Source organism: Priestia megaterium, assembly GCF_009497655.1.
Lineage (GTDB): Bacteria > Bacillota > Bacilli > Bacillales > Bacillaceae_H > Priestia > Priestia zanthoxyli.
In genome coordinates, this window is sequence record NZ_CP023317.1 from 3,474,705 (window position 1) to 3,489,223 (window position 14,519).

Below are 14,519 nucleotides of genomic sequence, written 5' to 3' on the forward strand. Positions count from 1 at the left end.
CCCTAAAGAATCCTTGAAGCGGTCAGAATGCCTTTGTTAATTGCATGAACTGATAATGAATGGATTGACGATACTACTTCAAGCTCTTGTCTATCATTTTTTATTTCTCAACTTTTTTGTAAGGCACTGCATGACTTTCTTGCTTGCGTATACTGGCCAAGATCATTATCAGTAACACTAAACCAATACCAACCATAATGGTAGTTTTTCCACCGAAATGAGCTAGCCCACTCAAGAATAGTCCCACTATACCGAAGTCTGAATCTGAAAATGTAGCATTTGATAGACCCAAATCTCCCAACACGGGTATTAATAGAATTGGCATGAAACTGATTAAAAGGCCGTTCACAAATGAGCCTAAAATCGCACCGCGTACACCACCCATTGCATTTCCAAACACCCCTGCAGCTGCACCCGTAAAGAAGTGAGGTACTACACCTGGTAAAATAATGATTCCTCCTGATAAAACTAGTATTAACATACTAACAATGCCGCCTAAAAAACTTGAAAAGAAACCAATTAATACAGCATTTGGTGCATAAGTATATATAATTGGAACATCTAATGCTGGCTTTGAATTTGGCACAATTTTAGAAGATATTCCTTTAAATGCTGGTACAATTTCAGCTAATACCAATCGTACACCAGCTAAAATGACGAAAACGCCGGCAGAAAACATTCCTGCTTGAAGTACCGCAAATAAAATATAGTTTTTTCCGTCACTTAATTTACCTTCGACATAACCAGGCCCCGCAAAAAGAGCGACAATAACGTAGAAAATCGCCATAGTTAATGCAATACTAACCGTACTGTCTCGTAAGAAGCCGAGACCTTTTGGAAAGTTAATTTTTTCTGTTGATACAATCTCTTTCTTTCCCTTTACAGCCATCCCCACGAGACCACCAACTGCAAAACCAACTGCTCCAGAATGTCCTAATGCCACATTATCATTACCTGTTAGTTTACGGATAAAAGGCTGAACGAGGGCTGGAGAAAGCGTCATGAAAATTCCCACCGTTAAAGCACCAAAGAGAATTAATGAAAACGATGTAAAACCACTTACGGATAAAATGATGGCAATCATACATGACATGTACAAAGTGATATGTCCTGTCAGAAAAATATATTTAAATCGTGTAAAACGAGCAATCAGCAGGTTTACAATCATACCAAAAAACATAATTAATGCGGTCGAAGAACCATATTTACTCAGTGCAATCGCAACGATGGCTTCATTATTTGGAACGACACCGTTTACGTTAAATGCTGCTTTGAACATTTCTCCAAATGGAGCAAGGGCTTGTTGAAGAATCCCTGCACCTGCTGTAATAACCAGGAACCCAACAAACGTTTTTGTTGTTCCTTTTAGTGTATCTGAAAGATTTTTCTTTTGTGCAAGTAGACCTACTAGAGCAATTATGGCTACTAAAACTGAGGGTTCACTCAGAACGTTAACTAATACATTTAACACCTGATTCATCGCTATCACCTCTCAATTTCTTTACAGTAGATTTTTTTCTTGCAGAACCCCTGTTAATTTAGCGCGTAATTCTTCTAAATCAATAATATTATCCAAAATTACGACGTTTCCTAAGCTTGCCCCGCCTTCTGCAATATCTTTTGCAAGAAAGAACACGTCTGCATCCTCTGGTGTTGCAGAACCTAAATCAGAATGATTTACTTCTACGCCGCTTACTCCCATCTCATTCAACAACTGTTGAATATTCATTTCCACCATAAAACTTGTTCCTAATCCTGATCCACATACTGTTAAAATTTTCATTATTCATCTTCTCCTTTTTTTCGCATCATAGCTATAATTTCAGCTGAAGTTTCAGCTTCTTTTAAACGTTTTAATGAGTCTTCATTTACTAAAAATGAGGTCAATTCTGACAGTGCTTTTAAATGTAATTTGTTATCAATGGCTGCTAGACAGATAAACAAGTCAATTGCATGTTCTTCTTGGTTCAGTAACAAAACTGGTTTCTTCATTCGTAGAAGGGACATACCAAGCTCTTGTACACCTTGTTCTGGCCGGGCATGAGGAATAGCAATTCCTTTCCCTATATGAATAAAAGCTCCCATTTCTAAAACTCTATCAATCATTGCTTGAGTATAGGCTGAGGTAATATAATGCTGTTCCTCCAAAGGTTTTGCTGCCAATTGGATTGCTTCTTCCCACTCTAGAGAATCGTCAGAGAATTGAATCTTATCCTCTGTTAAAAGTTCAGAAAGCATAGGGGCGTAACTCCTTTCACGTGTATGGCTTTGTCTTAAATGTTTCGTTAAATCTTCATAAAGCGCTTTTTCATTTTTAATAGTTGCATATTTTCGTATGGTCGCCATTAACTTATCCATTGGGATAGTCGATTGAACCGGCAAATTGAAATCAGCTGCCACGGCCTGCTGCAAATAGTTTTCCTCTAGCGCTGTTAATAGTGGACGTGTTAAATAAACAGGCTTGGATGATTCCAAATAAATAGTTGAAAAAATCATATCGTAACTGTCTGGTGACAGTTTTTCGATTTCTGCAGCCGAATATGATTCTGTAAAATGCAATTTTGGAAACAGTTGTCGTAATTGCGTTCGTAGCATCATAGAGGAACTAATCCCGTTTGGGCAAACGATTGTGGCTTTATACACTTTAGGTTTAGCCTCCAGTTTTCGAACATGCCCACCGAATAAAATCGTAAAATACCCTATCTCTTCATCTGAAATACATTTTCCCGTATATTCAGAAAGCGGCTTCAACGCCTGTTTAACAAATTCAAAGAGTACACCGTGCTCTGTTTTAATTGTGTCAATTAACGGATTTGATAATGGCACTTCACAGATGATTCTAAAATAGGCTGGTACCAAATGTTTATATAAGAGCGATTTTAAAATATGCCTTTCCTTAAATGGTACTAATATTAAGCGCTCTACTTCTGAAATAATAGTACTCGATACAAGGTCAAGCTTTTCATCAATATGGAGCTCGTCTATATTCTGCATAGCAGATAACAATTGAACCGTTAGATAGATAACCTCTGCTTCAGCCACTTCATCAAATAAATAAGCTGATAGCTCTTCCCCCATTTTTAGTAAGGGCTGTTCTTTCATTAATTTAATTTGCTTGATTGGTAGAATCAGTTTATGATGCCCAGACCTGCACTGTAGAAATAAGAGTTCATAAACTAGCTGATCTAGCCGGTTACTAACAAAATCAATCCGATATTTTTTAGCTAAATCATTTACGTTCTCTCTAATTACTGAACCCGTATTTTCATAATTCCAACTATTAAGAACCTGCTTCATCCCTGAAATGCCCATTGGCAATTGCAAAAGTGTTCCAATACAAATAGTTGCAAATCGACGCTTAAGCCTCTCTTCTCCCTCTAGATGAAAGCCATCTGTCCGGTTATAAGATAACTGAATGCCTTCTTTCTCACAATACGAACGAAGCTTTTTAATATCCGCTAGTGCTGTATTCCTGCTTACCTGCAGAAAAGACTGATAATGTATATTTGCTATAGGCTCTTTTCTTATATACGTGTATAAATAAATTAAGTATATCCGCTCAGTCTCTTGAAAAACTGACTGCTGACGGTTAAGCGATGTTCCTTCTAGTTTCCAATAATTTTTAATTCTTTCATCAACCTTAAATTCTATATCAATCACTTGAATTTTCGGTAAATCTAAATTGCTTAATGCATTGTTCAACTTATCAAGCGTATAGGCAAATTGTCGAGGTGATAAATTTATTTGAAGTCTCAACTCCGGAATTGATAACTTCGGGTAATTAATCATCTGCTCAAGCAGCTGCAATGATTTATGATCAAACATCTTATTATCCTCCTCATGTTTATTATAAAATAGAAGTGTTAGCGATTACATAACTGTTCAATCCAATCTTTGTTGTCATTTTAGAATAGCTGTTGGACTGAAGGTTATATTTCCCATTTAAAAGTTTAACATAAGCTCTCGCACCACAGAATGGCAAACGTTTATTATTTGATTTTTATCTTTTAAAGCTATAGTAAAGCAATTTAAATGGCCTCCCTTACTATAGTAAGCTTTTCTACCGGCGTAAAAAAACAAAAAAGAAGTGACCCTTTGGTCACTTCTTCTGTTCATTAACTATTTTCCGAGCTGTTTTTACTTATCAAACATTCACTTATATTCAGTCTCTTAAAAACGAAAGCAGCGCTTCGTTAAATTCATGTGCATGCGTTGCATTTAAGCCGTGAGGACCGCCTTTTATTAAAGCTAATTTCGAATCAGAAATGGCTTCATGCGTTCGCTTTCCGCTATATTCAAATGGAACGATCTCGTCTGCATCACCGTGAATAATAAGAGTCGGTATTGTAAACTTAGCTAAATCGTCTCTGAAATCCGTTTTGCTGAAAGCAGCTATACAGTCTAGCGTCCCTTTAGGTGATGCAGCTGCTGCAATATCCCGGTTGTACAGTCGAAATGGTTCGCTGACTAAGCCCTTTCCGTCTTCAGCTCCAAAAAATGTTTTTGTAAAATCCTCAAGAAAAGCTAAACGATCATTTTTTACGCCGTTTTCAAATTCTTGGATTCCTGCATCATCCAATGCTCCTTCAGGATGATCCTCTGACTTGTAAAGAAATGGTGGTACGGCTCCTGCAAATACGGCTTTTTCTACTCTATCTGTGCCGTATGTTCCTACATAACGGGCTACTTCTCCGCCACCCATTGAAAACCCAACTAGTGTCACATTTTTTAAATCCAAATGTTCTAGCAGCTGATGTAGATCAGCAGCAAATGTATCATAATCGTATCCGTCCCATGGCTGAGAAGACTTGCCGAATCCTCGGCGGTCATACGTGATGACTCTGTGTCCAGCCTCAATAAGAGCCGGAACTTGATATTCCCAAGACCGTCCGCTTAGTGGCCAGCCATGGATTAAGACGACCGGCTTTCCTGTCCCGTGATCCTCGTAGTATAGTTCAATAGGTGCTTCATTTTCTGTTCCTACCGTAATTTTTGCCATTTCGCTACCTCCATTATATAGTCATTCTTTATTTGGTTAAGTGGTCGTAAACCTAGCGTAGATCATAAAAAAGATCGCTAATTCTCCTATGACGACAGTGCTGGGAACAATAAGTATTAAGTTAACAATAAAAAATACCGCTAAAATTCCTAAAAACATTCCCAAGTGATACACTTTCAAACGATGTTGTTCAAATCTATATTGGTGAAAAACAAGAGTGGTTGCCATGAAATAAAGCAGCACGGATCCGAATACAAAATATAAGCTGAATGTGTACTGAACTTCATGTAAAAACATGAGCTTAATCGATGCTGCAATCATGCTTAGAGACATGAGGATAAGTAAGTGTCCGTAAATAATCGTTTGTCCGGCTCTTTGAATAGACTTGTTTACTTTCTTTTCTACATTCTCAAAGTACTGCCACCACATAGCAATAATTAGGACAAATGAAATAACCGAAAATAAAATGGTATTCCAGTCCCCTTTTTGTGGCTGTATCACAGCAAGAATGCTGACAACGGATTCTCCAAACAGGATTAATGTTAACAAAGCAAAACGCTCTAATAAATGAGCGGTGTTGGTCGGTAATTTTGCCAGTCTATTATGCCCTAAAACAGGTAAAATCATATCCACTGCAATTCCTGTATACAACACGGCGTAGCGAATCCATGAATCAAAAAGAAGCGAAAGAAGTGAGATGAAAATCCCAATTCCAAAGCATGTGCCTAAAAACACAGCAACTTTTTTTCGTTCATCTCGTTCAAATTTTTGAACAATAAGGTATTGAATCGAGGTTAACGCTCTTAGCCCAATATAGCCAATCAAAAAAGAGACGTAATATTGATTAAAATCTACGGACAAGCTTGAGATCATGATAAGAACAAACAGCATTTGAAGAATCATAAAAATGCGCTGATGCAAAAAGTCTTGTCCAAACCGATTGATAAACATCGTTTGTCCGGTCCACGCCCACCATATAGGAATAAAGATTAGTACAAACTTTAACAAATACTCTCCATGAATATACCCTTGTTCAACGTGAAGCAAAACATGCGTAGCAGTAGCAACGGCTGCCACAAATAACAAATCATAAAAAAGCTCCAGCCACGTAACTTTTTTTTCTTCCACTACTCCGCATCCCTTCCTATCATTTACCAGGCTGTCGTGAATGTACTTTATTTTATATATAAGAGACGCATACTTCATGAAAGGCAGCTTAGTAAAAGATAGGTGAGCCAACGGTTCATCAGTCGGCTCACCTATCTAACAGTTACTTTTATGTTGTTACATTTTCTCCGTCACATAAATGATCCATAGATGCCATTCTACTTTCGTGTTTTATATGTAAAGAGAACGACCGATGCCAAACTTAAGCTCCGCTACGTTAGACACTCTGCTTGCTGAAATCGCGCTGAGCTCCTCTATAGCTGCCCATTAAGTTTTGATAACCAGGAAGATGACTAGAAATTAAATTGCCAAAACCTTCAACGTCGTTGCGCCAGTCACGCTGCAGCTCGCACGCTACGCTAAACCAGTTCATAAGCTGCGCGCCGCCGTGAGCCATACGCGTTAATGCCGCATCTGCGACTTGCTTGTTGAACGTCCCGGAAGCATCTGTCACAACAAACACTTCGTAGCCTGCTTTAATGGCAGAAAGCGCAGGAAAAGCAACGCAGACGTCTGTCACTACACCCGCGATAATCAGCTGTTTTTTCCCGGTCGCTTTAATGGCTTTAACAAACTCTTCGTTGTCCCACGCGTTAATTTGTCCAGGACGAGCTATTTTTGGCGCGTCAGGAAACAAATCAACGAGTTCCCCCATTAGCGGGCCGTTGGGTCCATTTTCAAAGCTAGTTGTTAAAATAACCGGTAAATCAAAGAATTTAGCCGTATCACCAAGAGCCAATACGTTGTTTTTAAATTCATCAACACCATAATCACGTACAAGGCCAGAAATAAGACCCGTTTGGTGGTCAACTAAAAGCACGGCAGCATCATCTTTTGAAAGGCGAGAGTAAAGATCAGACATTTTATCATCCTCCTTAAATTAAGGCAAGTAAGGACACGTACCTTTTTCATTCCTTACAAGCGGTCTATCATTTGAACGGTTTTTTAGATTTCATTTATGATCTGTTGAGTAAAACATGTATAGAAAGAAAAGTTATTTCTGAGGTGAAGGTTCGTGAGGTGTGTTCTCTTTCTTAATCTAGAACAGGAACAGGCGCTTGATCAATCCAATGAATGAACTGCTGTAAGTAGCGCTGAAGATAGCGTTTCGTTGACTCATCAGTTAGGACCTTTTGCTGAGCATCAACTTTTTCATGAACTTGCGAAATCAGCATTTTTTGAAATGGTAAAACATGAACTTGCATAGCTTCTAGTACTTCTCTCGTTTGCTTTTGAGCAAAAGCCGTACCGAAGCCTCCTGGAGTTGCGCCAATGAGACCAACTGGTTTTCTGTTTAAAACAGAAGAAGTCCGAGGCCTTGATGCCCAGTCCAAAGCATTTTTTAATACTCCTGTAATTCCGGAATTGTACTCTGGACTTACAATGATAACACCATCAACATCTTGAATCGCAGCTCTAAAGGATGCGACAGATTCTGGTGATCCGTCAGCTTCTAAGTCTTCATTAAAAAAAGGCAGGCTGCTTATTTCGATCCAGCGATATTGAGCTGAGTCATCTAATGTAGTCAATGACTCAGCAATCATTCGGTTATACGAATTCTTTCGTAAACTTCCACAAATAAGACCAATGGTTTTTGTCATCTATTCACCTCCTTACTTGGAATTAATTTCATATTACCACGGTGTTTCAAATATAGATATTAGTTTTATATATAGATAAATTAATTCCTTCTTTGTACCTAATTTAGGGTTAAACTAGCGTTTTACCATTACTAAAAGAATTATTTCAGTAAAATTCAGTCTAATTCTCTCACTTCAAAAGGAATCAAAGCTCTTTCAATTTGATCTCGATGGGTTTCGTACTGTTCAGGAAGCATGAGCTTTTCTCCCATTGTTTCAAGTGACTCATCATGTGCAAAACCTGGAGGGTCTGTTGCAATTTCAAATAAAATTTCTCCGTGTTCTTTAAAGTAAATCGCATTAAAGTAATTTCGATCTCGAACAGCCGTCACTCCGTATCCGCTATCGGCTACGTATTTCTGCCATTCCAACTGATCTTCATCATCTTTTGCTCGCCATGCAATATGGTGAACCGTTCCAACGCCCATTTGCCCGCGTCCAATGGTTGTTAATTTTAAATCGATGATATTTCCAATGTCAGCTGATGATTGAAACCGTATAAAATCTCCTTCTTGACCTACTTTTTTTAGCCCCATTACGTTTTCTAATAATTGAGCTGTTTCATCAGGTCGAACCGATAATAACGTAGCGCCTCCGAATCCTTTAATAGCAACATCTGAATTAATTTCACCAGCTTGCCACGTATTCTTTTCACCTTCTTCTCTTTCCACAATCTCTAGATGCAAACCATGAGGATCGTCAAACTCTAAATACTGCTCTCCAAATCGCTCCATCTTTGTAGCTGGAACTCCAAACTTAGCTAATCGCTGTTCCCAAAAGCCCATCGCACCTTTTGGAACCACATAGGAAGTTACGCCAACTTGCCCGTCGCCTATTTTTCCTTGTCGTGCATTTGCCCACGGAAAGAATGTGATAATCGTTCCAGGTTTTCCGCCTTCATTCCCAAAGTAAAGGTGATACGTTCCTGGATCATCAAAGTTTACCGTTTGTTTGACCAAGCGTAACCCTAACACGCCCGCATAGAAATTAACATTTTCCTGAGGATGACCTACAATCGCCGTGATATGATGAATACCCGCTGTTTTTTTACTCATTACTACCATCTCCTTCGATACATTTTTCGTCATATGTTTCGTTATCCCTCTTAAAATTACAACTATTTATCGTAAATATCTCGAATTCAAGATATTAGTCAAAAAATAAAAGCACCTTGCTTATTCCAACCCATTTTCTCTTTTAGAAAATAAAAGTATCTAGTGCATAATAACCTGGTCCTGCAATAGCTACACCGATTGCTACGACTAAAAGCGTAAGATTATATTCATATCCGTTTTGTGTTGCCCAGTATCCATTTGGACCGTGTACTTTCACAATCGCCATAACCATTGTTCCGGCAATCAAAAGTGCTCCAAGCGGCGTAAGAAGTCCTGCAGCAAATAAAGCTCCGCCTACTAGCTCAGATAAACCAGCCATTAACGCCATTCTAACGCCTGGCTTCATTCCGATAGATTCAAACCATCCGCCCGTTCCTTTTAAGCCGTGGCCGCCAAACCATCCAAATAATTTCTGAGTTCCATGTGCCATAAAAGATAATCCAATGACTAAACGTATTAACAATAAACCAATGCTCACCATTTTTTATTCCTCCTATTTTTTCATCACTTTAAAATCTCGAATTAAAATATCTTTAATTAAGGATAATTATAAAATCATATGCTCCTACTGTCAATATAAATTTTTATATTTTTTTGTAGCTAGTTAAAAGGCTTAACGACTTATTAAAAACATATTCTAGATTTTATGTGGATATGAGCACTGGAGCGGAAAATATAAAAGCTAAATTGTATTATTTATTCAATAAAAAAAAGAAGTCACCCCTTGGTAACTTCTTTCCCTCTTCTACTGTGCATGTATAGTTCAATAACTGGATACTGAAGTTATCACCCCACTTATAAAAGGGATATCTGGATCACTTGAATTAGTATCATTTTGCTTTTAATTTATCAATTAATTTAAGCGTATCATTATATAGACTTAATTGATATCTCTGGGACTCTAGTTCAGGTGGGATACGGATTTGTAAAGGTATCGAAGAAAGATCGAGTACATCCAAAGATGATTTCTTTATAGAGTAATTTTCTACGTTTTTATTAGCTTGTTCTGTTATGTATTCTCCTAATACCTGTAGTTGAACAGCCCATTTTTGTCCATCAACTGTGGGTAGAGAATTCGTTTTGGACCAGTCGTTAAATGTAGTGAGTACACTCGAAATATAGGTATACCCATAAAAGGAATTGTTCATTTTGTTTTAACTGCTGCTTTTTATTTCTGCCAAATGGGTTCAACCTTAAACTCTTTTCTGCTTTCCTTAATTCCTTTTCGACCTGGTGAAGTTCCTGAAGCAAGTTGGTTGTATCATCTATTAAATTTTCTCCTTCAACAAATGTACAGTTATTATTTACCCAGTAAGCCACCTTTTCAAATAATTGTCCAAGGTCTATTCCAAATTGAGTTAAAGTTCTACGAGCTTCTTTTACGTAATTTGGTGGAACAATTATGATATGAACAATAATAGCGACAAGAGCTCCTATGATCGTGTCTCTTATTCGATCAGAGACATAATAATTTGTTTTATGAACAAATACAAAAACTAATAAAATAGTAAGCGCAATTTGATGAATGATCGTCTTATGTAGCCTTAATACAACAGGAAGCACCATTCCCATTGTTAATAATAACCCTATCGTCCATCCGTTCACTTCTACATGTTTAATGATAAAAATCGTAGCAGCAATTCCAAAAAGAGTGCCGATAATTCGATAAAAAGCATACACAGCAGAATGCTGGATGGTTTCTTGAATAGAAAGAATCACAGTTAAAGGCGCCAAATAAGGATGCTTAGAGCCTAACATTTTTGCCAGTTCCCACGATACACCAGAAGCTATAGATATTTTGGCTATAAGTAGTAATCCTTTTATTAGTTCGAGCTTTTGCTTTCCCTTATTTATATCCATAAAAACTCCTTTATTTAAACACCTATGTATGTAAGTCGACTTACAGTCACTTCCTGTCGTTACTTACTATTAACTGGAGAACGTAACTTTATTACAAACAAAGCTGTTTTCATATATAAGAGTTGATTGGATAAAACTCTTCTCTTAAAACACATACTAGCTGTTTAGCTATCCTTCAATCCATCTATTTATCCCGCAATTTGTGTACTACGCTTTCTATATGCTTCACCGCTTGGTATACACCATTTTCCGATTGAATGATGCTTTTTATTTGTTGAGCATTTTCAATATACTCTTTATTTTCTACTTGTTCTAACGCGTGAACCAATTCGAATACTTGGAGATTTTTTTCTTGTAACGGCTTTAGTGAATACCCTTTTTTATAGAGAAGATTTGCCCAAAACGGTTGATCCACTGTAAACGGAATGATAATTTGTGGTACGCCACTCAGTAAAGCTTCAGACATTGTTCCAACACCTCCATGATGAATAATGCCTTTAGCACGTTTAAATAAAAGTCTATGGGATGCACCTTTAACGGCGAGTATATTCTCTTGTTGATTAAACTTCATACCGCTTGTTCCTGTTAGCACTATTGCGCGATTGTCCGTCTCCTTTAATGCCTGAATTAACTTTTGTTTAAAAATTGATGGACTCTTTAAAGGCATAGAACTAAATGATACTACAATAGGCTTCTTTCCTTTTTCTAGAAAGTTTTCTATTTCATTGGGTAGCACCTCTTCCTCTACTTCTAAAAAGAAAAAACCTGGTAGACATACAGAACCTTTCCAACTCTCTACTTCTTTGAAAAGAAAAGGACTAATAGGATAAATTATAGGAATAGGTGCACCGTTTACGTCATATGTGTAAAGTCCGGCTTTTCTCTTCGGGAATTTTAACGTTTTTTCTCTAAAATCGTTAATTTCTTTCATAAAAGGGTACTCACTGAACTTTACTATCTTGTAGGATAATCTATTTAATGTAGGACCAAAGCTTTGTTTTGACGATAAAGAGAAATTTGGGAACTCTGTAATTGGATACATAATTGGAACGGGCGGTAAGCAAATGCAAGGAATATGATAGTACAGCGCAATATCAACGGCACCAAGAGCTTTAGGATGATAAATGATTAGATCGGCTCCTTGGGAAGCCTGATAAAAATCATCCATACTTCTTCTGTAGGATGGAGCAATTTTTTCTTTTGAAAATTTCATTATTTTAAAAGGTGAAAACTTCTTACCATTAAGTATATCTCTTCCTTCCTCGCTCTCCATTATCGCCATCAAATCAGTAGCAGCGGGATGAAAGGAAACCTTATTTTCTTCAATAAAATGTTGAAACGTCGCACCTGTACAAATGACTACTTCATGTCCAATCTTAATCATTTCTCGAGCAAGTGCAATATAAGGCTGTACATCTCCTCTACTGCCTAACGTTAAAATTGTCACTTTCATAATTTCCACCCCCATAATAAATAATAACTTAACTTTTTTGTTTTGCTGCAACTATATTTTAGCTTATGTATGAATTTTTCTTATTTATTTAATTTTTGATTTCGTTAAGTTAAATGATAATGTTTTATGGTTTGCGATAGTTCTTGCATTCACAGATAATTTACTCTTTGCAAAGGTAATAAGGCAGATTAATCCCTTTGTTGAATATAAAATTACTCATCCTTTAAAAATTGCAAGATTTATAGTTTTCAGTTTGATTGCTATAGCCAACTTATACTGGATAAAATGTTGAATCAGAGTCTTTATATTCTCATGTCTCCTTTTCATCGTCATTAAAAGAAAAACTCATTTCTATTTTAAAAGAAGTCTATTCCGGACTTAATCTACTGAAATGATTAAAAGGTTGCAAAAGCTCTCTCCTTACCAAATAGCTGGTATAAAAGACGTTTTTTCATTCCGTATTAAGGGAATTAAGATAGAAATTTTAGAAAAAGGAGCTAAAATGGCAAAATAGTAAATTTAAGTCTTTCTGGAAGTCATTAATGTTAATTAAAAATATGAAGGAGGAAGATGATGAAGAAAACAACACCTATTTTTTGGATCTCTTTAATCATTAGCGTTTTATTTGTAGGCTGGGGTATATTAAAACCAACTAATCTACTTCACGTCATGACCACCGCGGAAAGTTATTTGCTTAATCGCTTTGGTTGGTTTTATCAATTTTCTGCCACATTCTTTTTAATATTTGCCTTAGTATTAGCTTTTAGTCGATTTGGAAAAATAAAACTGGGCAAACCCCATGAAAAACCTGAGTTTAGTACCCCTACTTGGTTCGCTATGTTATTTAGCGCTGGGATGGGAATTGGTTTACTTTTTTATGGGATTTCTGAGCCAATCTCCCACTATGCTACACCCCCTTTTGGGAAACCTCAAACTACTGAATCTGCAAAACTGAGCCTAGAATATACATATTTACACTGGGGATTTCATGCTTGGGCAATTTATGCTGTAGTAGCACTTGCCTTAGCCTATTATAAATTCCGAAAAAACATGCCTGGACTAATGAGCGCAACCCTAACCCCTCTTATTGGAAATAAGAGTAAAGGACCAATTGGCTACGCAGTAGACATCATAGCTGTATTTGCTACCATATTTGGGGTGGCCGCATCTTTAGGATTAGGAGCTTCACAGATAAATAGTGGATTTCATTACCTAACTGGCATGCCTATTAGCTATAAAGTTCAACTCGTTATTATTGCCATTACAACTATTTTATTTATTACATCTGCAGGAACCGGTGTTTCAAGAGGTATCAAATATTTGAGCAACGCTAACATGGTTTTAGCCGTCATTCTATTTGTTTCTTTTCTTTTTCTTGGACCTACACAATACTTAATAGAGCTTTTCTCTACAACCTTTGGTTCCTACGTTCAACAATTACCAAGCATGGGGCTGCGATTTGCTCCCTTTAATTCGGACAATAACCAGTGGGTAAAAGATTGGACCATTTTTTACTGGGCTTGGTGGATATCATGGACCCCATTTGTGGGAACTTTCATTGCACGCGTATCTAAAGGAAGAACGGTTCGTGAATTTATTATGGCTGTATTAATCGTTCCAACACTTGTATGCTCAATATGGTTTGGCATATTTGGAGGTACCGGTATTTATTTTGATTTTGTGAAAGGATTAGATGTGGCAAAACAAAGCTTAGAAACCTCTCTATTCTTTGTGTATGATCAAATGCCGTTTGGAAGGTTTCTTTCTACCATCTCTGTAGTCCTTATTTTGACGTTCTTTGTGACTTCTGCAGATTCGGCCACTTTTGTTCTGGGGATGCAAACTACAAATGGGAATTTAAATCCACCTTTCTTTGTTACATTTATTTGGGGAATCATTTTAGCTGCTATTTCAGCAATTTTATTAGGTACAGGTGGCCTGCAAGGCATGCAAGCAGCTATTATTGTCAGTGCATTACCATTAGGGATTGTTCTTCTATTCATGTCCTATGCATTAATTAAGTCCTTCCGACAAGAAGTTTCTGAAGATAAAAAGCAAAATAAAAAAACTGCTTAACTTATTTCAATATGAAGCAGCTTTAAAAGGTGTATGATTTATTTTTAAACTGATATTTATATCTTTTGTTTGAGGGAAACTTTATAGTAAACATCATGTATGTAAGCTTTGTTAAAGGTTGTTTCCTTTTAGTGAGGAAACAACCTTTCTCTTCTTGCATGTTTGTAAGTACCAACTTATTTTTTTGATTGAAGTTGTATTCAAATTTA

The 14,519-nt window shown here is 37.0% G+C and carries 12 protein-coding genes; 1 reads left to right on the top strand and 11 read right to left on the bottom strand.

Annotation, left to right across the window (positions count from 1 at the left end):
• Positions 1-100: 100 nt before the first annotated feature.
• The 11 genes from CEQ83_RS17810 to CEQ83_RS17860 form a co-directional block, all read right to left on the bottom strand.
• A complete protein-coding gene (locus CEQ83_RS17810) occupies positions 101-1,480 on the bottom strand; it encodes a PTS ascorbate transporter subunit IIC (protein WP_028414843.1) in 1,380 nt (459 codons plus the stop codon).
• A 21-nt stretch (positions 1,481-1,501) separates the two neighbouring features.
• Entirely contained in the window at positions 1,502-1,783 is a 282-nt protein-coding gene (locus CEQ83_RS17815; protein WP_028414844.1) for a PTS sugar transporter subunit IIB, read from the bottom strand.
• A complete protein-coding gene (locus CEQ83_RS17820) occupies positions 1,783-3,825 on the bottom strand; it encodes a BglG family transcription antiterminator (RefSeq protein ID WP_098112476.1) in 2,043 nt (680 codons plus the stop codon). The genes CEQ83_RS17815 and CEQ83_RS17820 overlap by 1 nt, the downstream gene beginning before the upstream one ends.
• A gap of 337 nt (positions 3,826-4,162) precedes the next feature.
• The gene (locus tag CEQ83_RS17825) at positions 4,163-4,999 is read right to left on the bottom strand and encodes an alpha/beta fold hydrolase (protein ID WP_098112475.1); all 837 of its coding nucleotides are present in this window, start codon (positions 4,997-4,999) and stop codon (positions 4,163-4,165) included.
• Positions 5,000-5,035: 36 nt separating this feature from the next.
• The gene (locus CEQ83_RS17830) at positions 5,036-6,127 is read right to left on the bottom strand and encodes a low temperature requirement protein A (protein WP_189643470.1); all 1,092 of its coding nucleotides are present in this window, start codon (positions 6,125-6,127) and stop codon (positions 5,036-5,038) included.
• A gap of 256 nt (positions 6,128-6,383) precedes the next feature.
• Positions 6,384-7,028, bottom strand: coding sequence for an isochorismate family cysteine hydrolase YcaC (gene ycaC / locus CEQ83_RS17835; RefSeq protein ID WP_033580062.1), 645 nt, complete (start codon positions 7,026-7,028; stop codon positions 6,384-6,386).
• A gap of 172 nt (positions 7,029-7,200) precedes the next feature.
• Complete coding sequence (locus tag CEQ83_RS17840) at positions 7,201-7,767, bottom strand: NADPH-dependent FMN reductase (protein WP_028414849.1); 567 nt, start codon at positions 7,765-7,767, stop codon at positions 7,201-7,203.
• Positions 7,768-7,922: 155 nt separating this feature from the next.
• Complete coding sequence (locus CEQ83_RS17845; protein ID WP_108674266.1) at positions 7,923-8,861, bottom strand: ring-cleaving dioxygenase; 939 nt, start codon at positions 8,859-8,861, stop codon at positions 7,923-7,925.
• A 142-nt stretch (positions 8,862-9,003) separates the two neighbouring features.
• Positions 9,004-9,402, bottom strand: coding sequence for a DoxX family protein (locus CEQ83_RS17850; RefSeq protein WP_013084346.1), 399 nt, complete (start codon positions 9,400-9,402; stop codon positions 9,004-9,006).
• Positions 9,403-10,013: 611 nt separating this feature from the next.
• Positions 10,014-10,781: an FUSC family protein gene (locus CEQ83_RS17855; RefSeq protein WP_224980445.1), complete on the bottom strand. Its 768-nt coding sequence runs from the start codon at positions 10,779-10,781 to the stop codon at positions 10,014-10,016.
• A 184-nt stretch (positions 10,782-10,965) separates the two neighbouring features.
• Positions 10,966-12,234: a glycosyltransferase gene (locus CEQ83_RS17860; RefSeq protein ID WP_098112472.1), complete on the bottom strand. Its 1,269-nt coding sequence runs from the start codon at positions 12,232-12,234 to the stop codon at positions 10,966-10,968.
• A gap of 573 nt (positions 12,235-12,807) precedes the next feature.
• Here CEQ83_RS17860 and CEQ83_RS17865 point away from each other — a divergent pair.
• On the top strand, positions 12,808-14,310 hold the full coding sequence (locus tag CEQ83_RS17865) for a BCCT family transporter (RefSeq protein ID WP_108674267.1): 1,503 nt from the start codon (positions 12,808-12,810) through the stop codon (positions 14,308-14,310).
• The last annotated feature ends 209 nt before the right edge of the window (positions 14,311-14,519 follow it).